Origin of the sequence: Curtobacterium sp. MCBD17_008, from assembly GCF_003234475.1 — a bacterium.
GTDB lineage: Bacteria > Actinomycetota > Actinomycetes > Actinomycetales > Microbacteriaceae > Curtobacterium.
In genome coordinates this window covers 19,435-39,629 of sequence record NZ_QKTK01000011.1, presented here as the reverse complement: position 1 = coordinate 39,629, position 20,195 = coordinate 19,435, and the positions used below count along the sequence as shown (strand labels likewise).

The following is a 20,195-nucleotide window of genomic DNA, read 5'->3' as shown; positions in this document are numbered from 1 at the left end:
CGCGGCCGGGTCGACCCGGCCCGGCCGCAGCACCGAACACCGTCGTAAGGAGCACCAATGGCCGACTACATCGTCGCCATCGACCAGGGAACCACCAGCACGCGAGCGATCGTCTTCGACCACTCCGGTTCGATCGTCTCCGTCGGGCAGAAGGAACACGAGCAGATCTTCCCGCGTGCGGGCTGGGTCGAGCACGACCCGGCCGAGATCTGGGACAACACCCGTGAGGTCATCGGTCAGGCCCTGTCGCGCGCCGACATCACCCGCCACGACGTCGCGGCGGTCGGCATCACGAACCAGCGCGAGACCGCGGTCGTGTGGGACAAGACCACCGGCAAGGCCGTCTACAACGCCATCGTCTGGCAGGACACCCGCACGCAGGCCATCGTCGACAAGCTCGCCGACGGCGACACCGACCGCTACAAGGCGATCGTCGGCCTCCCGCTCGCGACCTACTTCTCGGGCACGAAGATCGCCTGGATCCTCGAGAACGTCGAGGGTGCACGCGAGAAGGCCGAGGCCGGCGACCTGCTCTTCGGCACGACCGACACCTGGGTCCTCTGGAACCTGACCGGTGGCACCGACGGCGGCGTCCACAAGACCGACGTCACGAACGCGTCCCGCACGCTGTTCATGGACCTCGAGACGCTGCAGTGGCGCGACGACATCCTCGGCGACTTCGGTGTGCCGAAGTCGATGCTGCCGGAGATCGTCAGCTCCTCCGAGGTGTACGGCCACGTCGAGTCCTCGAGCCTGCTCCGCGAGGTCCCGATCGCCGGCATCCTCGGCGACCAGCAGGCCGCCACCTTCGGGCAGGCCGCGTTCGACCAGGGCGAGTCGAAGAACACCTACGGCACCGGTAACTTCCTCATCTTCAACACCGGCACCGACATCGTCCGCTCCGAGAACGGGCTGCTCACCACCGTCGGCTACAAGCTCGGCGACCAGGAGACGCACTACGCCCTCGAGGGGTCGATCGCCGTCACGGGCTCGCTCATCCAGTGGCTCCGCGACAACCTGGGCATCATCGGCAGCGCGCCGGAGGTCGAGACGCTCGCCACGACCGTCGAGGACAACGGTGGCGTGTACTTCGTCCCGGCCTTCTCCGGGCTGTTCGCGCCGTACTGGCGCCCGGACGCCCGCGGCGCCCTCGTCGGCCTGACCCGCTTCGTCAACAAGGGCCACATCGCGCGTGCCGCCCTCGAGGCGACGGCGCTGCAGACCCGCGAGGTCCTCGACGCCGTCAACGCCGACTCGGGTGTCGAGCTCACCGAGCTCAAGGTCGACGGTGGCATGACCGCGAACGACGCCCTCATGCAGTTCCAGGCCGACATCCTGGACGTGCCGGTCGTCCGGCCCGTCGTCGCCGAGACGACGGCCCTCGGTGCCGCCTACGCCGCCGGTCTCGCGGTCGGGTTCTGGGCGAACCTCGACGAGCTCCGTGCCAACTGGCAGGAGGACAAGCGCTGGGAGCCGCAGCTCGACGCCGCCGAGCGCGAGCGCACCCTCCGCCTCTGGAAGAAGGCCGTCACGAAGACCTTCGACTGGGTCGACGAGGACGTCCGCTGACGCGGATCGCCTGACACGGACGGGAGGCCCGTACCGGTTCCACGGACCGGTGCGGGCCTCCCGTCGTCGCGTCCGTGCTGCGTCGGGACCAGGCGCGGGCGTCCGTCCGGGGTGACCCCGGGCGGTACGGGTCAGACGGCGGCGGGCGCCACGCCCACCCACTCGTCCAGTTTGCGCGTCGCGGCGCCGGAGTCGATCGAGTCCGCTGCGACCACGAGCTGCTCGCGGAACCGCTGCAGGATCGGACGGTCGACCTCGTCCGGGTCCTGCGCCAGCCGGAAGGCGACCAGACCCGCCGCCGCGTTCAGCAGGACGATGTCCCGGACGGGCCCGGACTCCCCTGCGAACACCCGGCGGACGATGGCCGCGTTCTCCGCCGGCTCGCCGCCGAGCAGGTCCTCGGTGCGCGCACGGGCGATGCCGAGGTCGCGCGGGTCGAGGTCGTGTTCGGTGACGCGACCGCCGGAGACCTGCCAGATGTGGCTGTGCCCGGTCGTGGTGAGCTCGTCGAGCCCGTCGTCACCGCGGAACACGAGCGCCGTCGCCCCACGCGTCTGGAACACGCCCGTGATGATCGGCACGAGGTCGAGTTGTGCCACGCCCACCGCGTTCGCTTCGCAGCGCGCCGGGTTGACCAGGGGCCCGAGGAAGTTGAACACCGTCGGGACCCCGATCTCCCGCCGGATCGCGGCTGCGTTGGCGAATCCGGGGTGGAACGCGCTCGCGAAGGCGAAGGTCAGACCGACACGCTGGAAGGTCTCGGCGACACGCGCGGCGTCCATGGTCAGGTCGAGGCCCAGTGCGGCGAGCACGTCGCTCGAGCCGGACTTCGACGAGCTCGCGCGGTTCCCGTGCTTGACCACGGGGACGCCCGCGGCCGCGATGACGACGGCGGCCATGGTCGAGACGTTCACCGTGCCGACGACGTCGCCGCCGGTCCCGACGATGTCGAGGGCCATCGGGTCGACGTCGAGCGGGACCGCGGCGTCGAGGATCGCGTCGCGGAACCCGACGACCTCGTCGACCGTCTCGCCCTTCGCGCGGAGCGCCACGGCGAACGCGGCGATCTGGGCGTCGGTGGCCCGACCCTGGACGATCTGCTCCATGGCCCATGTGGACTGCCTGATCGAGAGGTCCTCGCGCGCCATGAGCGCGCTGATCACCGCAGGCCAGGAGAGAGCGTCAGACATGGCTCGATCGTACTGATTCTCGAAGACCCGCCAGTTGCCTGCGAAAACACTGTCGGTGGATTCCGCCATAATGGAGGACGTGACAAGCACCCCTCTCTCCAGATCCGTCAGCGGTCCGGTCCTGAACAGGCCGAACCCCGTTGCCGTGGGGACGATCGTGTGGCTGGGCAGCGAGGTCATGTTCTTCGCCGGCCTGTTCGCGATCTACTTCACGCTGCGCAGCACCTCTCCCGAGCTCTGGGCGACCGAGACCGCCAAGCTCGAGGTGCCGTTCGCGTCGGTGAACACCATCATCCTGGTGCTGTCGAGCTTCGCCTGCCAGTTCGCCGTCTTCGCCGCCGAGCGGTTCCAGGTGCACCGCACCAGCTGGAACCCCAAGGACTGGGGCATGACGGAGTGGTTCTTCGTCACCTACTGCATGGGTGCGATCTTCGTCTGTGGGCAGATCTTCGAGTACGCCAACCTCTGGCACGAGGGCATGACGCTCTCCTCGAGCGCCTACGGCTCCGCGTTCTACATGACCACCGGCTTCCACGGCCTGCACGTGACCGGTGGCCTCATCGCCTTCCTCCTCACGCTCGGCCGTGGGTTCGCCGCGAAGAACTTCGGGCACAAGGAAGCCACCACCGCGATCGTCGTGTCCTACTACTGGCACTTCGTCGACGTCGTGTGGATCGGTCTCTTCGCCGTCATCTACCTCCTCAAGTGAGAATCAGGCAGCCCCACAGCATGTTCAACACAACGAAGCAGAACAAGAAGGGCCGTCGCTCCCCCCTGGCGACCGTGTCCCTCCTCGCCGTCGCGCTCATGACGACGGGCGGCGCGTACGCGCTCTTCAGCACCTCGGCCAACGCCGAGGACAGCACGTCGAGCACCGTCGCCGAGTCGAGCCAGTCCCAGGTGAACGAGGGCGAGAAGCTCTTCGCGTCGAACTGCGCCACCTGCCACGGGCTGTCGGCGCAGGGCACGAGCGAGGGCCCGTCCCTCATCGGTGTCGGCGCCGCGTCGGTGGACTTCCAGGTCGGTACGGGCCGCATGCCCCTCGCCGCGCAGGGCCCGCAGGGTGAAGAGAAGCCGGAGCAGTTCACCGACCAGCAGGTCGACGCGATGGCCGCCTACGTGGCCTCGCTCGGCCCCGGCCCGTCGGTCCCGGGCAAGGAGCTGACGAACGGCTCCGAGGGCGACGCCGCAGAAGGCGCGGAGCTGTTCCGCATCAACTGCGCCATGTGCCACAACGTCGCCGGCGCCGGTGGTGCCCTGACCGAGGGCAAGTACGCGCCGAACCTGCGCGACGTCTCGGGCAAGCACATCTACGAGGCCATGCTGACCGGCCCGCAGAACATGCCGGTCTTCAACGACCTGAACCTCACGCCGGACCAGAAGGCCGACATCATCACGTACCTCAAGTACGTGCAGGACAACCGGTCGCCCGGTGGCTTCGGCCTGGGTGACATCGGCCCGGTCGCCGAGGGTCTGTTCATCTGGATCTTCGGGCTCGGCGCGGTCGTCGCGATGACCGTCTGGCTGACCGCGAAGCAGAACTGATCGTCCGTGTCGCACGACACTGAAGGGAACACCATGGCAGAGCACGATGACGAGGCGCTGAACTCGTCCTCGGCTGTCGAGAAGCACGGCGCGACGCAGCCGGCCGGGACCGCTGTCCTGCCGGCGGAGCGGTTCGAGAACCCGGGTGAGCCGCCGCACCGCGCTCGGCGCACCGATGTCGACCCGAAGAAGCAGCGCCTGGCCGAGCGTCAGGTCGCCACGTTCTTCTACCTGTCGATCATCGGCAGCGTCCTGTCGATCGCGGCGTACATCGCCTTCCCGATCGACGCGGACGACTTCGGGTCCGTCCGCTCGGCGAACCTCTTCCTCGGGCTCTCGATCACGCTCGCGCTGCTCGCGCTGGGCATCGGCGCCGTGTACTGGTCGAAGACCCTGGTCTCCGACCGCGAGCTCACCGAGATGCGCCACACCACGCGCGGCTCGGACGAGACCCGTGCCAAGGCGGTCGAGGCATTCCAGCTCGCCGACAAGGAATCCGGCTTCAGCCGTCGCAAGCTGATCCGCAACTCCCTCATCGGTGCCCTCGTCGCGTTCCCCCTCCCCGGCATCGTCCTGGTGCGCGACCTCGCGCCGAAGGAAGACCCGAACGAGCTGCTCCGTCACACCTTCTGGAAGTCGGGCCTGCGCCTGACCAAGGACCCGACGGGCCTGCCGATCAAGGCGTCCGACGTCACCATCGGATCGGTGTTCCACGTCATCCCCGAGGGCATGCTCGACTCCGAGCACATGCTCGAGGAGAAGGCGAAGGCCGCCGTCCTCCTGATGCGCCTGGACCCGAAGGACCTCAACCCCGGCAAGGGCCAGGAGAACTGGGGCTACGACGGCATCGTCGCGTACTCCAAGATCTGCACCCACGTCGGCTGCCCGGTCGCGCTCTACGAGCAGCAGACGCACCACCTGCTGTGCCCGTGCCACCAGTCCACCTTCGATGTCTCGAACAACTGCGAGGTCATCTTCGGACCGGCGGCCCGCCCCCTCCCCCAACTTCCGATCTCGGTCGATGACGACGGCTACCTGGTCGCACAGAGCGACTTCCACGAGCCGGTCGGCCCGTCCTTCTGGGAGCGTGCCCGCTCATGAGCAGCACAACGACAACCACCCCCAACACCGAGTCGTCGAACAAGCCGACTCCTGACCGTGGGTCGCGGCTGATCAACTACACCGCGAACTACATCGACGAGCGCACGAGCCTCTCCGGACTGGTGAAGGAGGTCGGGCGCAAGATCTTCCCCGACCACTGGAGCTTCATGCTCGGCGAGGTCGCGCTCTACAGCTTCGTCGTCGTCCTGCTCTCGGGGACCTTCCTGACGTTCTTCTACCAGGCGTCGATGACCGAGGTCGTCTACAACGGTCCGTACGTCCCGATGAAGGGCGTCGAGATGTCGGTTGCCCTGCAGTCGACGCTGGACATCTCGTTCCAGATCCGCGGCGGGCTGTTCGTCCGACAGATCCACCACTGGGCCGCACTGCTGTTCGTGGCCTCGGTCATGCTGCACATGGCGCGCGTCTTCTTCACCGGCGCGTTCCGCAAGCCGCGTGAGCTCAACTGGGTCTTCGGCTTCGTGCTCTGGATCCTCGCCATGGCCGAGGGCTTCACCGGCTACTCGCTCCCCGACGACCTGCTCTCCGGCAACGGTCTCCGCATCATCGTCGGCATGATCGAGGGCATCCCGGTGATCGGCGTCTGGATCGCCTACCTGTTGTTCGGTGGTGAGTTCCCGGGCACCGACATCGTCGGCCGCCTGTACACGCTCCACATCCTGCTGCTGCCGGCGATCCTGGTCGCGGTGCTCGGCGTGCACCTCGTGCTCGTCGTCGTCAACAAGCACACGCAGTACGCGGGTCCGGGCAAGACGAACGAGAACGTCGTCGGCGTTCCGATCCTCCCGGCGTTCGCCGCGAAGGGTGGCGGGTTCTTCTTCATCGTCGCCGGCATCCTCGCCGCCATCGCGTCGCTGTTCACGATCAACCCGATCTGGAACTACGGCCCGTACGACCCCTCCCCCGTGTCCGCCGGAACCCAGCCCGACTGGTACATCGGCTTCGCGGACGGCGCGCTCCGTCTGGTGCCGCCGCACTGGGAGGTCGTCTGGTTCGGGTACACGGTGTCGTTCAACATCCTCGTCCCGATCGCGGTCCTGGGTGGCCTGATCGTCGCGATCTTCGTCTACCCGTTCATCGAGGCGTGGGTCACCGGCGACAAGCGCGAGCACCACATCGCCGACCGTCCGCGCAACGCCCCGACCCGCACCGCCCTCGGTGTCGCCGGCATCACGCTGTACGGTGCGCTGTTCACGGCGGCGTCCTCCGACCTCATCGCGACGCACTTCATGGTCTCGATCAACCACGTGATCCACGTGCTCCAGGCGGCGACGGTCCTCGGTCCGTTCGTGGCGTTCTGGATCACGAAGCGGGTGTGCCTCGCCCTGCAGAAGAAGGACCGCGAGATCGTCCTGCACGGGTACGAGTCGGGTCGCATCGTGCGCCTGCCGCACGGTGAGTTCATCGAGGTGCACGAGCAGCTCGACGAGTACGAGCGGTGGCGCCTGCTGGAGTTCAACGACTACAAGCCTCTGATGATCCGTCCCGACGCTCGTGGTCGCATCAGCTCCATGCAGAAGGCCCGGGCACGCGTGTCCCGCTTCTTCTTCGAAGACCGCATCGAGCCGGTGTCGAAGTCGGAGCTCGAGGCTGCGCACGCCGCGCACCACGGTCCTGACCTCGAAGGGACCCACCAGGCCCCGCAGGTCGGAGCCGGCACGAAGTAAGTGACATTCCTCGGCAAGAACGCGAACACCCCTCGTCCACGTTGTGGTCGGGGGGTGTTCGCGTTCGCCTCACCCTCATGCGATCGCGTCATCCCGCGGACATCGGACACGCGGCCCCAGTTCACGGGGCGTTCACACCGCGGTGTTGGAATCGTCGAAGTCGGTGTGGCATCGTGTTGCACCACGCACTCGCTGCCAACGGAAGAAGAGACCCGATGGACGCCCGGACGGCCGAACACCCCAGGCCGAACCACTTCCTGCTCCACCTCAGCGACACCCACCTCCTCGCCGGCGACGGTCCCCTGTACGGGGCAGTCGACTCGGCGGAACGCCTCGGTCAGATCATCGCCGAGATCGAGGCGTCGGGTGCCCGACCCGAAGCGATCGTCGTCACCGGCGACGTCGCCGACAAGGGCGAACCCGGCGCGTACACCCGCGTTCGCGCGATCATCGAGCCCGCTGCAGAACGTGTCGGCGCCCAGGTGATCTGGGCGATGGGCAACCACGACGAGCGCGGTGCGTTCCGCCAGGAGCTCTTCGGGCTCCAGCCGACCGACCGTCCCGTCGACTTCGTCTACGACGTCAACGGACTCCGCGTCATCACGCTCGACACGAGCGTGCCGGGCCATCACCACGGCGAGGTCTCCCCCGAGCAGCTGGACTGGCTGGCCGAGGTCCTGTCCGAGCCCGCGCCGCACGGCACGATCCTCGCGATGCACCACCCGCCCGTCCCGAGCGTGCAGGACCTGACCGTCCTCGTCGAGCTCCGCGACCAGGCGGCCCTCGCCGAGGTGGTCGAGGGGAGCGACGTCATCTCGATCATCGCCGGGCACCTGCACTACTCGACCAGCGCCGTGTTCGCCGGGATCCCCGTCTCGGTGGCCAGCGCCACGTGCTACACGCAGGACCTCAACGAGTTCCAGCGTGGTACCCGCGGGCGTGACGGCGCGCAGTCGTTCAACCTCATGCACGTGTACGGCAACCAGGTCGTCCACTCCGTGGTCCCCATCGGGACGTACGCCACGGTCGGTGAGCCGGTCTCCTCCGTCGAGACGGAAGCGCGTCTCGCCGCAGCCGGCGTCGTGATCCCCCCGGCCGTCGAACCAGCGCCGGTCACGGCGTCGATGCCGGTCTTCACCCTCGACACGATCCCGGTCTCGCCCATCCGGCGCTGACCGATGGACGGACGGGAGGCGCGGTGCCGAGCGGCACCGGGCCTCCCGTCCGCCGTTCGGCGGGGATCAGGCTCGGGGCGTCACGCCTCGGGCCGTCACGCCTCGGGCCGTCACGCCTCGGGCCGTCACGCCTCGGGCCGTCACGCCTCTGGCCGTCACGCCTCTGGACGCTCCCAGGGTGCCGGGAACGGGAAGTAGCGCTCAAGGAAGTCGGTCACCCGGGTGGTGCGTTCCTCGTCGCTGACCTCCGGGAAGCTGCCGTCGTTCAGGCAGAAGAAGTCGACGTTGCGCTTCTTGAGCAGTTCGTCCAGCGTCCGGAGCCCGGCCTGCATCGTCGTGTCGATGTAGCTGACGGAGGCGTTCTCCTGGATGATCGCGCGCCCGGTGAGGAGTGCGTAGTAGTGGTACAGCGAGTTCGTGACGGAGATGTTGTCCGCCGCACGGAACCGCGAACCCGCGGTCGCGGCGAACTCGTCGGCGAACTCGTGCTCCATCTCGGTCATGATGCTCTTCCGCAGCGGGGTGGCCGCGTGCTCGAGGTGTCGCGTCGTCACGGCGCCGAAGCGCTGCTGCAGGAGCCGCCGGTTCACACGGGCCGAGTTCTCGAACCCGCTCCGCGCGGCGTTGTTCATGCCGAGGCCGATCCGGGTGTCGGCGAGGATGAACTTCGTGACCGAGCCCGGACTGAAGAACACCGACGGGTCGATGAGCCGACCGAAGAACATGTCGTCGTTCGAGTAGATGAAGTGCTCGCTGAGCCCCGGGATGTGGTGCAGCTGTGACTCGACGGCCTGCGAGTTGTGCGTCGGCAGGACAGACGGGTCGGCGAAGAACTCCTCGCTGCGGACGATGCGGACCTTCGGGTGGTCGGCGAGCCACGAGGGCGCCGGTGAGTCCGTCGCGATGTAGATGGTGCGGATCCACGGCGCGAAGATGTGCACCGACCGGAGCGCGTACTTCAGCTCGTTGATCTGTCGGAACCGGGCCGGGGCGTCGTCGCCCTCTCCCAGCACGGCGTCCGCCTGTGCGGCCTGGCGGGCACGCTGGTACTCGATGGCGTTGCCGTCCACCCATGAGAAGACGATGTCGATCGGGAACCGGATGTCCGACACGTGGTCGTCGAACATGTGCTCGACCGTGCTCCAGGACCGGCCGTACCGGTCGATGTCGACGAGGACGAACTCCTCGATCGGCAGGCTGCGGCGCATCAGCGCGTTCTCGACCGGCGCGAGCACCTCGGTCTCGGTGACCCGCCAGAACTCGAGCTGCACGCTCGTCTCCGCGCCGTAGCGGAGCCGGCCCATGGGCTCGAGCCGGGGACGGAACACGCGGAGCACCGGTTCGTCCACCGACCCGAAGCCGTCGTCGAGGACGAGCACGGCGGGCTTGCCCGGCGGCTTGGCGTAGAAGGGCTCTCCCGCGCCGGCGGCCATGACGGCGCTCTCGGCGCGCTGGCGGTCCCGCTCGTCGACGGCGATCACCGGGCGCTGGTCGTTCCCGCGGATGAGCAGGTGGTCGACGTCGCCGGCCGTGAGTGCGTCGTCGAGGAACAGGAGGTCCTCGATCATCGACTGCTGCGGTGTCAGGTGCCCGTTGATGAGCGTCAGCCGCCCCTTGCGGAGCACGACGTCGGGTCGGTCGAGACCGCCGGAGGACGGTCGAGGGGTCAGCAGAGGACTCTCGGTCACCGGCTCGGTCTCGTCGCTCATCCACGCCTTCCAGGTCGCACTGCCGTGCTCCGTGCACGGCACCGCCGATCCTACCGTCCGCGCGGCCGGTCGGCCCGCGCGCGCCGGTCGCGCCGACGGAGGGGCGACGGGAGGCTCACTCCGCCGGGCGCGGGACCTTCACGGCGATGCCGACGACGATGAAGAGCGCAGCGGCCACGAGTTGGAGGCCCGCCCACAGCTCACCTGGCAGCGGCAGCGTGACGACGGGGTTCCAGCAGACCGCCACGGCGGCGGTGAGGACCGCCGCCCACCAGACGCGGCCGCGGACGGCGAAGACGAGCACGATGAGCGCGAGCACGGTGACGCCCCAACGGGCGAACACGAACGCGGACGAGTCGATGAAGGCGACGCAGGCGAGCAGCACGACGGCGGCGAGCAACGAGGGCGCCAGAGCCGGCCGGGTGAACGCCGGCAGTCCGTCCTTCCCGCGCCCGGAGGCGGACGCGGCCCGAGCGTCGCGTGCACCGGCCGCCCGCGCCACGGGCTGGGGACGGGCCGACCCGTGCTGCTGCGACGAACCGATGGGTGGTCGTCCCCTGCGTGCCGTCATCGTCCTCGTACCGTGCCGTCGTCGGTCATGCCGTCTCCTCGTGCGCGGGCTGCGCGACGTCATCCTGGTACGTGGAGTTGCGCTGCGTCGAATCGGTGCGGTGCGCTTCCCGTTCGGCCCGGGCGGTGATCCGCTCGACCATGCCCGGGAAGATGACGCCGTGGAACGGCAGGATCCCGTACCAGTACAGCCGTCCGGCCAGGCCCTGCGGGAAGTAGATCGCGCGCTGGTGGTAGTCGCTGCCGCCGTCGTCCGCGGGCGTGACGGTCATCTCGAGCCAGGCGCGACCGGGCGACTTGAACTCGGCGCGGAGCCGGAGGTACCGGCCCCGGACGAGCCGTTCGACCCGCCACCAGTCGAGCGCGTCGCCCTGCTCCAGGCGCTTCGGGTCGCGGCGGCCGCGGTTCAGCCCGACGCCACCGGCGATCTTGTCGAGCCACCCACGGGCGACCCAGGCCAGGGGGAACGAGTACCAGCCGTTCTCGCCGCCGATCGACTCGACGACGCTCCACACGGCCTCGGGCGGTGCGGACGAGTGCCGCTTGCGGTCGTCGACGTAGACCGTGTGGCCGGCCCAGTCGGGGTCGCTCGGCAGCGGGTCGGCAGAGCCGCTGGACAGGGTCGCGTTTCGCCAGCTCGTCTCGACCTCGCCGGACCGCATCTTCGCGAGGGCGAGCCGGACCGCGCGCCGGTAGGACGTGAGGCCGCCCTCGGGCTGCGGGACGACGTCGTCGATGTCGTGCTCACGTTGCACGCACTCGAACTGCAGCGACTCGATGATCGGGGTCGCGAGCTTGCGCGGGATCGGCGTGACGACGTTGAACCAGTGCGCTGCCAGGCGGGGCGTCAGCACGGGCAGGACGGAGATCGGACGCTGCGGCAGCTTCGCCTCGACCGCGTACCCGTTGAGCATCTGGCCGTACCGGAGCACGTCCGGCCCGCCGATGTCGAAGGTGCGGTTGACGTCGGCGGGGATGGTCAGGGCCTCGACCAGGTAGTACAGGACGTCGCGGACGGCGATCGGCTGGATCCGGTTCCGGACCCACCGCGGCGCCGGCATCCACGGCAGGACGTCGGTGAGGTGCCGGATCATCTCGAACGAGGTGCTCCCGCTGCCGATGACGACGCCGGCCTGCAGCGCGACCGTCGGCACGCCGGAGCCGAGGAGGACGTCCCCGACCTCCTTCCGGCTGCGCAGGTGCTTGCTGAGTTCGCCGTCCGGGTGCAGGCCGCCCAGGTAGACGAACCGCTGCACCCCTGACTCGTGGGCCACGCGCGCCATCGTCCGGGCGGCGTCGCGCTCGGCCTGCTCGAAGTCGCCGTCGGCGCCCATCGCGTGCGCCAGGTAGTACACGGCCTCGATCCCGTCCACCGCCGACCGGACGGCGTCGGCGTCCTGCAGGTCCCCCTCGGACACCTCCACACGGTCGTTCCACGGGACGTCCTGCAGCTTCTGCGGGTTGCGGACGAGGACCCGGACGTCGTGTCCGGCGTCGAGGAGTCTGGGGACCAGTCGGCCACCGATGTACCCGGTGGCTCCGGTGACGAGGACGCGCATGGCCGGAACGGTACGCCGTGCGCCTGCCAGTAGGCTTGCCGGGTGGACAACGCATCGTTCCCCGTCACCGCCGAGGCCGTCCGTCGGCTCATCGACCACGCCATCCTCAAGCCGGAGCTGGACCGTGCAGCCGTCGACGCACAACTCGACGAGGCCGCCACGTACCGCGTGTTCAGCGTGTGCGTCCGTCCGAGCGACGTCCGCCACGCGGTCGAGCGCCTCCAGGGCACCGGTGTCGGCGTCGGCACCGTGATCGGCTTCCCGCACGGCGCCACGACGACCGCCACGAAGGTCGCCGAGTCGCTGCAGGCCCTGGCGGACGGCGCCTTCGAACTCGACATGGTCCAGGACATCGGCGCCGCGAAGTCCGGCGACTGGGAGCGGGTCGAGCGGGACGTCCGCGCCGTGGTCGAGGCAGCCGGCGACACGGTGGTGAAGGTCATCCTCGAGACGGCCTACCTCACCGAGGACGAGATCGTCGCCGCCAGCCGCGCTGCGGTCGCCGGCGGAGCGTCGTTCGTGAAGACCTCGACGGGCTTCGCCGGTGGCGGTGCCACGGCCGAGCACATCCGCCTCATGCGCGAGACCGTCGGCGCCGACACCGGCGTCAAGGCCTCGGGCGGCGTCCGCGGACTCGACACCCTGCTCGAGATGGTCCGCGCCGGCGCGGACCGGATCGGCACGAGCGCCTCGGCACGCATCCTCGACGAGGTCGCACACCGCGCCGCGACCGGCTCCTCCTCCGACCGCGGCGACGACACGTCGTCCTACTGACGGCCGTCGGCCCCCGTGGGGGCCGCGGCTCCGGGGCTCCGTCCCCTGACCTCCCATCCGATCCCCTCCCCGGGTCGGCTGCGCCGGACGCGACGTCAGCGTCGCGGACCGCTGCCGGGCCTCCCGACCGCCACACCGGAGTGCGCATGTCCAGCACCACGTCCTCGTCCCTCGCCCTCGCCCTCGCCGTCGACCTCGGCGGCACCAAGGTCGAAGCCGCGCTCGTCACCGACCAAGGCGTCGTCCTGCCGGGCACGCGACACCGCAGCCCGACCGGGCCCGGACGGACCTCGGACGAGCTGCAGGCCGCGGTCGACGAGGTCGTGGTCGCCGCGCTCGCGGCGCTCCCCACCGACGCGACCCTGGTCGGCGTCGGCATCGGGTCGGCCGGACCGGTCGACGAGGTGAACGGGCTCGTGTCACCGCTCAACATGCCGGTCTGGCGCGGGTACCCGCTCCGCGACCGCGTCGCGGTCCACGTGCCGGACGACGTGCCGGTGACCCTCCGCATGGACGGGCTGGCGATCACGCTCGCCGAGCACTGGGTCGGGGCGGCACAGGGCTCCGACCACGTGATGGGCATGATCGTGTCCACCGGCGTCGGCGGCGGCCTCATCCTGCACGGACGCACCGTCAGCGGCCCCACCGGCAACGCCGGGCACATCGGCCACGTCGAGTGCGGCGGCTACGACGACCCGTGCGCGTGCGGCGGCACCGGCTGCCTGGAGGCCGTGGCCAGCGGACCGAAGACCGTCGCGTGGGCGCGACGGCAGGGCTTCACCGGGACGACCGGCGAGGAGCTCTCCGCCGCCTACGCCGCCGGCGACGAGGTCGCGGTGGCCGCGGTGCAGCGGAGCGGACGAGCCCTCGGGCAGGCGATCGCCGCGGCGACGAGCCTGGTCGACCTCGAGGTCGTGGCCATCGGCGGCGGGTTCTCGCACGTCTCCCCCGACCTGTTCGAGTACGCACGACAGGCCGTCGCCGAGCGGGTCGAGTTCCCGTTCGTGACGAAGGTCCGGATCGTCCCCACCGGCCTGTCCCAGGACGGTCCCCTCATCGGAGCGGCCGCCCTCGTGCACCGCGCCGACGTCCTGCGCTGACCCTCCTTCTCCACACCGTCGGCCTCGGGGTGGTGTGTTCGGGCATCATCTCCGTGTGCCCTCCTCCCGCCTCGTCACCACCGACGACTGGCCGGCGGCCGAGGCACGTGCCGCGGTCCTCGCCGGCGAACTCGTCCCGGTGGGCGCGTGCTGGGCGTCCGTCGCCGAACCGCAGGACACGGCGCTCCGGGCGGCGTCCTACGCGTGGTCCGTCGCCGGTGCGCAGTTCGTGGCAGCGGGGCGGAGCGCCGCGTGGATCTGGGGCGCGTGTTCCCGTCCGCCGCTCCCCCACGACAGTTGTGTGCCGGCCGGTGAACGGTCCCGCCGCCGCGGGGCCTGGGCCGGTGTCCGTGAGATCGCACTCCGCCCGGAGGACGTCGTGCTGCGGGCGGGGGTGCGTGTCCTCAGCCCCGACGCGACGGCGCTCGACCTGCTGCGCGACCGACGCGGGTTCGAGGCGGCGGAGGCCGAGGCGCTGCGCGGTCTGGTGCTGACCGCACTGGTCGATCCGCCGCGCCTCGCGGCACTGCTCACGGCGTCCGAGCGGCTGCCGATGGGTCGCCAGGCGCAACGCCGCTTCCGCGACGCCGGGATCAGCCTGCTGCGCTGACCCGGGCCCGGGGTTCCGCTGAGCCGACCCGGCTCAGCCCGCGCTGACGCGGTAGACGTCGTACACGGCGTCGATGCGGCGCACCGCGTTGAGCACGCGGTCCAGGTGCGTCGTGTCACCCATCTCGAAGACGAAGCGGGACAGGGCGAGCCGGTCGGACGACGTCGACACCGTGGCGGACAGGATGTTCACGTGGTGGTCCGTCAGCACGCGGGTCACGTCACTGAGCAGGCCGGAGCGGTCGAGCGCCTCGATCTGGATCTGCACGAGGAACACCGACTTGGACGACGGGGCCCACTCGACCTCGATCATCCGGTCGGGCTCGTTCATGAGGGACTTCACGTTCGTGCACGACGCCTGGTGCACCGAGACACCCTGACCGCGGGTGATGAACCCGACGACCTGGTCACCCGGCACCGGCGTGCAGCACTTCGCGAGCTTCACGAGGATGTCCGGCGCCCCGCGGACGAGCACGCCGCTGTCGCTGTTCCGCAGCTGGCGGCTCGTCACATGCCGCGGGAACGCGAGCTCCGGCTCGTCCGTCTCGGTCTCGTTCTGGATGCTGCCGAGCGCCTTCTCGATCACCGACTGGCTCGAGACGTGCCCCTCGCCGACGGCCGCGTACAGCGCCGAGACGTCGTCGTACCGCATCGCCGATGCCACCTCGGAGATGGTGTCCTGGCTCATGATGCGCTGGAGCGGCAGGTTCTGCTTGCGCATCGCCCGGGCGATCGCGTCACGGCCCTGTTCGACCGCCTCTTCCCGGCGCTCCTTGGTGAACCACTGCTTGATTTTGTTCCGGGCCCGGGGGCTCCGGACGAAGGTGAGCCAGTCCTGGCTGGGGCCGGAGTCCGGGTTCTTCGAGGTGAAGATCTCCACGACGTCCCCGCTGGACAGCTGACTCTCGAGCGGGACGAGCCGGCCGTTGACCTTGGCACCCATCGTGCGGTGCCCGATCTCGGTGTGGACGGCGTAGGCGAAGTCGACCGGGGTCGCGCCGGCCGGCAGGCCGATCACCTTGCCCTGCGGTGTGAAGACGTAGGTCTCCTTGGCACCGATCTCGTAGCGCAGGGAGTCGAGGAACTCCGCCGGGTCGCTCGTCTCCGCCTGCCAGTCGGTGATGTGGGCGAGCCACGCCATGTCCTGGTCGGACTGTGACGTGCTCTCGGCATCACGACCGGTGACGCGCTGCTTGTACTTCCAGTGCGCGGCGACGCCGAACTCGGCACGCTGGTGCATCTCGTGCGTGCGGATCTGGATCTCGACCGCACGTCCCTGCGGCCCGAGCACCGTGGTGTGCAGCGACTGGTACAGGTTGAACTTCGGCGTCGCGATGTAGTCCTTGAAGCGGCCGGGCAGCGGCGTCCACCGCGCGTGCACGGCACCGAGCATCGCGTAGCAGTCGCGCACGGTCGGGACGAGCACGCGGATCCCGACCAGGTCGTAGATCTCGTCGAACTCGCGGCCGCGCACGATCATCTTCTGGTAGATCGAGTAGTACTGCTTCGGGCGGCCCATCACGTCGCCGCGGACCTTCGCGGCCTTGAGGTCCTTCTTCAGCGTCGCCGTGACGTTCTGCACGAACTGCTCGCGCTTCGGCTGTCGTTCCTTGACCAGGCTGTCGATCTCGACGTAGAGCTTCGGGTGCAGCACCGCGAACGACAGGTCCTCGAGCTCCAGCTTGATCATCTGGATGCCGAGGCGGTGCGCGAGCGGCGCGTAGATCTCGAGGGTCTCCTTGGCCTTCCGCGTGGCGGAGGCCGACTCCACGAAGCCCCAGGTGCGGGCGTTGTGCAGGCGGTCGGCGAGCTTGATGACGAGGACACGGATGTCCTTCGACATGGCGATGACCATCTTGCGGACGGTCTCTGCCTGCGCGCTGTCGCCGTACTTGACCTTGTCGAGCTTCGTGACGCCGTCGACGAGCATCGCGATCTCGTCACCGAAGTCCTCGCGCAGCTGGTCGAGCTGGTAGTCCGTGTCCTCGACGGTGTCGTGCAGGAGCGCGGCCGCGATCGTGATCGTGCCGATGCCCAGGTCGGCGAGGATCTGCGCGACCGCGACCGGGTGCGTGATGTAGGGCTCGCCGGACTTGCGCTTCTGGCCGTCGTGCGCGCGCTCCGCCACCGAGTACGCCCGCTCGATCAGCGTCGTGTCGGCCTTCGGGTGGTGCGACCGGACGGTGCGGATCAGGGTGTCGACGGCACCGGCCGGCTGTGCGCGGGAGAACAGCCGCGGAAGCAGCGACCGGAGTGACCCGATGTTGCCGGTCGTGTTCGACCCGAGCGGCGGGCTCGACGGGCGCGGAGCGGACCCTGGTCGCGACCCGTCGGACGGCCGGGAAGCAGCACCGGCATCCGGCTGCGAGGACTCACGCGTGTCGGTCATGCTGCGCCTCCCGGGACTCGATCCGACAACACTACGCGCGTCGGGTCAGTGCTCGTGACCACGTTCGCCGTCAGCGGCGGGAGTCCGTCCGGGGCGGACCACCGGGGCGCCGGACTGCTCCCACGCCACCATCCCGCCGGCGAGGGAAACCGCCGGGACCCCGGCACGCTCGAGCGCGGCGACGACCTGGGCCGAGCGGTACCCGCTGTGGCACACGACGACCGCGGGGTGCTCGTCGTCGGCGGGCACCTCGGCCCACCGCGCCTGCAGCTCCGACATCGGCAGCAGCGTCGCCTGCGGTGCGTGCACCTCGTCCCACTCGGACTGCTCGCGCACGTCGATCAGGGGCGCGCCGTCCTCGATCCGCTGGAGCGCGTCGGCCAGTTCGACCTCCTGCGGGCCCATCAGACGTCCGCCCCGGCCTGCACGGGACGCTGCTTCGCGGCCGCCTGTGCCTTCTTCGCGTCGCTCGCGAGGACCTTGGGCTCGTTCTCGCGGAGGTGCGCGTACATGGGCGCCGCCAGGAAGATCGTCGAGTAGGTGCCGACGATGATGCCGATGAAGAGCGCGAGGGAGATGTCCCGCAGGGTGCCGGCGCCGAGGACGTACGACCCGATGAAGAGGATCGCCGCGACCGGCAGCAGCGCCACGACCGAGGTGTTGATCGACCGGACGAGCGTCTGGTTGATCGCGAGGTTGACGGACTGCTTGAACGTCCGGTGCGACTCGATCGCCGTGTTCTCGCGGACCTTGTCGAAGACCACGACCGTGTCGTAGAGCGAGTAGCCGAGGATCGTCAGGAAACCGATCACGGCCGCGGGAGTGACCTCGAGACCGACGATGCCGTACACGCCGGCCGTGATGAGCAGGTCGTGGACGAGCGCGGTCATCGCCGCGAGCGACATCTTCCAGGTGCGGAAGTACAGCGCCATGAACACGGCGGCCAGGGCGAGGAAGATCACGAGACCGCGGATGGCCTGCGCCAGGACGTCCGCGCCCCACGTCGCTCCGATGAAGGTCGCGGCGACCTGGGACTCCGGCACGTCGTACGCGGCCGCGAGGTCCGAGGCGATCTCGTCGGTCTGCGCGTTCGTGAGCTGACCGGTCTGCACGCGGATGCCGTGGGTCCCGAGCTGCGAGACACGCGGTGCCTCGTCCGACACCACGCGCTCGACGGTCTCGGTGGCGATGTTCTGGTCGGTCGACTCGGCGTCCGAGACCGTGAACTCGGAGCCGCCGGTGAACTCGATGCCGAGCTGGTACCCGCCACGGAGCCACGGCACCGCGAGGGAGATCACGATGCAGGCGACCGCGATGAGGTACCACGTCTTCCGCCGTCCCACGAAGTCGTAGGACCGCTTGCCCGTGTAGAGGTCACTGCCGAACTGGCTGAAGCTCGCCATCAGCTGTCCTTCCCGTTGCCGGTGTCGTTGCCCGTGCTGCCGGATGCCTTGCGCTCGGCGATGGTCTGGCGGCGGGCGGCCTCACGTGCGCTGCGCTGCCGCTTGCCGTCGACGATGGGTGCGCGGAACTGCGCGCGGCCGCGGTAGACCGCGCCGAGGGCGGCAGGGTCGAGACCGCTGAACGTGTGCCCCTCACCGAAGAACCGGCTGCGGGCGATGAGCTGCATCATCGGGTGCGTGAACAGCGCCACGACGACGACGTCGATGAGGGTGGTCAGGAGGAGCGTGAACGCGAACCCCTTCACGTCGCTCACCGCGAGCACGTAGAGCGTCACGGCGGCGAGGAAGTTGACCGAGTCGGAGGCGAGGATCGTGCGGAGCGCACGCTTCCAACCGGACTCGACCGCGCTCTCGAGGGCGCGACCGTCGCGGAGTTCGTCACGGATGCGCTCGAAGTAGACGATGAACGAGTCCGCCGTGATGCCGATCGCGACGATCAGGCCGGCGACACCCGCGAGCGACAGCCGGTAGTCGACCCGCCAGGACATGATCGCGATGACCAGGTACGTCAGGGCTGCGGCGACGCCGAGCGACAGGACCGTGACGAACGCCAGCGCCCGGTACTGGATGACCGAGTAGATGATGACCAGCACGAGACCGATGAGGCCGGCGACGAGACCGCCGACGAGCTGTGCGGTGCCGAGCGTGGCCGAGATGACCTCGTTCGACTGCACCTGGAAGTTGATCGGCAGCGCGCCGTACTTCAGCTGGTCGGCGAGGGTCTTCGACGAGTCCGCGGTGAAGGCGCCGGTGATCTGGGCCTTGCCGTTCGTGATCGCCGCGTTGGTCGACGGTGCCGTGATGACCGTGCCGTCCAGGACGATGGCGAACTGGTTCTGCGGCTGCGCGAGCGAGACGAGGCGGTTCGTGACCGTTGCGAAGTCCTTCGTGCCGGCGCCGTTGAAGGTCAGGTTGACGGCCCACTCGCCCGTCGTCGTGCCCTGCGAGTTCGAGGCGAGGCCGGAGGTGGCGTTGCTGATGTCCGCGCCGGAGACCTCGACCGGGCCGAGGATGTACTTCGCGGTGCCGTCGGCGTCACACGTCACGAGCGGCTCGTCGTCCGGGGCGGCGGTCACGTCGTCCGGGGCGGAGCACTTGTAGTTCGTGTACAGGTCCTGCAGCTTGGGCGTCACCCAGGCCAGGTCACTGCCGTTCGTCGGCTCGGCGCTCGGAGTGGCCTGGAGCGATGCGGGCGGGGAGTACGGCGTCGGGGACGCGGACTGCGAGCCGTCGTCGCCGACCGCACTGTCCGACGCCGCCTCGGTGTAGAGCACCGGACGGAAGGTCAGCTTCGCGGCGGCCTCGATGCGCTGGATGGTCTCCTGGTCGGGCTTGCCGGGGATCGAGACGACGATGTTGTTGGCACCCTGGGTGTTGATCTCGGACTCCGAGACACCGGTGGCGTCGATGCGCTGGCGGATGATGTTCACCGCCTGCTGCAGCTGCTCCGAGGTGACGGCCGACCCCTCGGTGCTCTGTGCCGCGAGGGTGATCTGGGTCCCGCCCTGCAGGTCGAGCGCCAGCTCCGGGACCCAACTCGCTCCGTCGTACCACTTGTCGGAGGCGTCCTTCGACGTGCTCGCGAGGATCGACGCTGCGGTGTTCAGCCCGGCGAGGATCGCCAGGATGATCACCAACCAGGTGAGCGAGCGGAGCGCCTTCTTGACGGGTGTCGATCGTGCCACCGGTCGTCTCGTCTTTCTGTCGTGAGCCCCGCACGTCGGAACGCACGGGGCCCATGGTGTCGCACCGTC

17 protein-coding genes are annotated in these 20,195 nt (G+C 69.5%); 9 read left to right on the top strand and 8 right to left on the bottom strand.

Annotated features, from left to right (window positions below; genetic code table 11):
* Nucleotides 1–57: 57 nt before the first annotated feature.
* A complete protein-coding gene (glpK, locus tag DEI95_RS11290) occupies nucleotides 58–1,569 on the top strand; it encodes a glycerol kinase GlpK (RefSeq protein WP_110889820.1) in 1,512 nt (503 codons plus the stop codon).
* A 131-nt stretch (nucleotides 1,570–1,700) separates the two neighbouring features.
* Here glpK and trpD read toward each other — a convergent pair whose 3' ends face one another.
* Complete coding sequence (gene trpD, locus DEI95_RS11285; protein WP_111060283.1) at nucleotides 1,701–2,759, bottom strand: anthranilate phosphoribosyltransferase; 1,059 nt, start codon at nucleotides 2,757–2,759, stop codon at nucleotides 1,701–1,703.
* A 70-nt stretch (nucleotides 2,760–2,829) separates the two neighbouring features.
* Between trpD and DEI95_RS11280 the strand changes: the two genes are divergently transcribed.
* From DEI95_RS11280 to DEI95_RS11260, 5 genes are all read left to right on the top strand, one after another.
* A complete protein-coding gene (locus DEI95_RS11280) occupies nucleotides 2,830–3,468 on the top strand; it encodes a heme-copper oxidase subunit III (RefSeq protein ID WP_110824950.1) in 639 nt (212 codons plus the stop codon).
* A gap of 20 nt (nucleotides 3,469–3,488) precedes the next feature.
* Nucleotides 3,489–4,304: a cytochrome c gene (locus tag DEI95_RS11275; protein ID WP_110824949.1), complete on the top strand. Its 816-nt coding sequence runs from the start codon at nucleotides 3,489–3,491 to the stop codon at nucleotides 4,302–4,304.
* Nucleotides 4,305–4,337: 33 nt separating this feature from the next.
* Complete coding sequence (locus tag DEI95_RS11270; protein WP_110824948.1) at nucleotides 4,338–5,405, top strand: ubiquinol-cytochrome c reductase iron-sulfur subunit; 1,068 nt, start codon at nucleotides 4,338–4,340, stop codon at nucleotides 5,403–5,405.
* Nucleotides 5,402–7,093: a cytochrome bc complex cytochrome b subunit gene (locus DEI95_RS11265; RefSeq protein WP_110824947.1), complete on the top strand. Its 1,692-nt coding sequence runs from the start codon at nucleotides 5,402–5,404 to the stop codon at nucleotides 7,091–7,093. Before DEI95_RS11270 ends, DEI95_RS11265 begins: the two co-directional genes overlap by 4 nt.
* A 215-nt stretch (nucleotides 7,094–7,308) precedes the next feature.
* The gene (locus DEI95_RS11260; RefSeq protein ID WP_111060282.1) at nucleotides 7,309–8,268 is read left to right on the top strand and encodes a phosphodiesterase; all 960 of its coding nucleotides are present in this window, start codon (nucleotides 7,309–7,311) and stop codon (nucleotides 8,266–8,268) included.
* Between the two features lie 155 nt (nucleotides 8,269–8,423).
* Here DEI95_RS11260 and DEI95_RS11250 read toward each other — a convergent pair whose 3' ends face one another.
* The 3 genes from DEI95_RS11250 to DEI95_RS11240 form a co-directional block, all read right to left on the bottom strand.
* Entirely contained in the window at nucleotides 8,424–9,977 is a 1,554-nt protein-coding gene (locus DEI95_RS11250; RefSeq protein WP_111060317.1) for a stealth conserved region 3 domain-containing protein, read from the bottom strand.
* A gap of 115 nt (nucleotides 9,978–10,092) precedes the next feature.
* Entirely contained in the window at nucleotides 10,093–10,548 is a 456-nt protein-coding gene (locus DEI95_RS11245) for a DUF6804 family protein (RefSeq protein ID WP_181436296.1), read from the bottom strand.
* Nucleotides 10,549–10,573: 25 nt separating this feature from the next.
* Nucleotides 10,574–12,106 (bottom strand): SDR family oxidoreductase, encoded by a 1,533-nt coding sequence (locus DEI95_RS11240; protein WP_110824945.1) that lies wholly within the window; start codon nucleotides 12,104–12,106, stop codon nucleotides 10,574–10,576.
* 42 nt (nucleotides 12,107–12,148) lie between these two features.
* On the opposite strand from DEI95_RS11240, the gene deoC reads away from it, so the two are divergent.
* The 3 genes from deoC to DEI95_RS11225 all read left to right on the top strand — a co-directional run bounded on the left by deoC (nucleotide 12,149) and on the right by DEI95_RS11225 (nucleotide 14,590).
* Entirely contained in the window at nucleotides 12,149–12,880 is a 732-nt protein-coding gene (gene deoC / locus DEI95_RS11235) for a deoxyribose-phosphate aldolase (protein WP_111060280.1), read from the top strand.
* Between the two features lie 146 nt (nucleotides 12,881–13,026).
* A complete protein-coding gene (locus DEI95_RS11230; protein WP_110900241.1) occupies nucleotides 13,027–13,980 on the top strand; it encodes an ROK family protein in 954 nt (317 codons plus the stop codon).
* Nucleotides 13,981–14,035: 55 nt separating this feature from the next.
* Nucleotides 14,036–14,590: a type IV toxin-antitoxin system AbiEi family antitoxin gene (locus tag DEI95_RS11225; protein WP_181436294.1), complete on the top strand. Its 555-nt coding sequence runs from the start codon at nucleotides 14,036–14,038 to the stop codon at nucleotides 14,588–14,590.
* A gap of 33 nt (nucleotides 14,591–14,623) precedes the next feature.
* On the opposite strand, the gene DEI95_RS11220 is transcribed toward DEI95_RS11225, so the two are convergent.
* The 4 genes from DEI95_RS11220 to secD are packed head-to-tail and all read right to left on the bottom strand — an operon-like array spanning nucleotide 14,624 to nucleotide 20,126.
* A complete protein-coding gene (locus tag DEI95_RS11220; protein WP_258367578.1) occupies nucleotides 14,624–16,978 on the bottom strand; it encodes a bifunctional (p)ppGpp synthetase/guanosine-3',5'-bis(diphosphate) 3'-pyrophosphohydrolase in 2,355 nt (784 codons plus the stop codon).
* A gap of 45 nt (nucleotides 16,979–17,023) precedes the next feature.
* Nucleotides 17,024–17,383, bottom strand: coding sequence for a rhodanese-like domain-containing protein (locus DEI95_RS11215; protein ID WP_110824942.1), 360 nt, complete (start codon nucleotides 17,381–17,383; stop codon nucleotides 17,024–17,026).
* Entirely contained in the window at nucleotides 17,383–18,381 is a 999-nt protein-coding gene (secF, locus tag DEI95_RS11210) for a protein translocase subunit SecF (protein ID WP_110900243.1), read from the bottom strand. Before secF ends, DEI95_RS11215 begins: the two co-directional genes overlap by 1 nt.
* The gene (secD, locus tag DEI95_RS11205; protein WP_110889812.1) at nucleotides 18,381–20,126 is read right to left on the bottom strand and encodes a protein translocase subunit SecD; all 1,746 of its coding nucleotides are present in this window, start codon (nucleotides 20,124–20,126) and stop codon (nucleotides 18,381–18,383) included. The genes secF and secD overlap by 1 nt, the downstream gene beginning before the upstream one ends.
* Nucleotides 20,127–20,195 lie beyond the last annotated feature (69 nt).

Bases quoted from the DNA above. Each gene is read 5' to 3' on its own strand.
- DEI95_RS11275 (WP_110824949.1), top strand. From the start codon at position 3,489: ATGTTCAACACAACGAAGCAGAACAAGAAGGGCCGTCGCTCCCCCCTG.
- DEI95_RS11220 (WP_258367578.1), bottom strand. From the start codon at position 16,978: ATGACCGACACGCGTGAGTCCTCGCAGCCGGATGCCGGTGCTGCTTCC.
- DEI95_RS11280 (WP_110824950.1), top strand. From the start codon at position 2,830: ATGGAGGACGTGACAAGCACCCCTCTCTCCAGATCCGTCAGCGGTCCG.
- DEI95_RS11250 (WP_111060317.1), bottom strand. From the start codon at position 9,977: ATGAGCGACGAGACCGAGCCGGTGACCGAGAGTCCTCTGCTGACCCCT.
- DEI95_RS11260 (WP_111060282.1), top strand. From the start codon at position 7,309: ATGGACGCCCGGACGGCCGAACACCCCAGGCCGAACCACTTCCTGCTC.
- DEI95_RS11215 (WP_110824942.1), bottom strand. From the start codon at position 17,383: ATGGGCCCGCAGGAGGTCGAACTGGCCGACGCGCTCCAGCGGATCGAG.
- secF (WP_110900243.1), bottom strand. From the start codon at position 18,381: ATGGCGAGCTTCAGCCAGTTCGGCAGTGACCTCTACACGGGCAAGCGG.
- DEI95_RS11270 (WP_110824948.1), top strand. From the start codon at position 4,338: ATGGCAGAGCACGATGACGAGGCGCTGAACTCGTCCTCGGCTGTCGAG.
- DEI95_RS11245 (WP_181436296.1), bottom strand. From the start codon at position 10,548: ATGACGGCACGCAGGGGACGACCACCCATCGGTTCGTCGCAGCAGCAC.
- trpD (WP_111060283.1), bottom strand. From the start codon at position 2,759: ATGTCTGACGCTCTCTCCTGGCCTGCGGTGATCAGCGCGCTCATGGCG.
- DEI95_RS11265 (WP_110824947.1), top strand. From the start codon at position 5,402: ATGAGCAGCACAACGACAACCACCCCCAACACCGAGTCGTCGAACAAG.
- glpK (WP_110889820.1), top strand. From the start codon at position 58: ATGGCCGACTACATCGTCGCCATCGACCAGGGAACCACCAGCACGCGA.
- DEI95_RS11230 (WP_110900241.1), top strand. From the start codon at position 13,027: ATGTCCAGCACCACGTCCTCGTCCCTCGCCCTCGCCCTCGCCGTCGAC.
- DEI95_RS11240 (WP_110824945.1), bottom strand. From the start codon at position 12,106: ATGCGCGTCCTCGTCACCGGAGCCACCGGGTACATCGGTGGCCGACTG.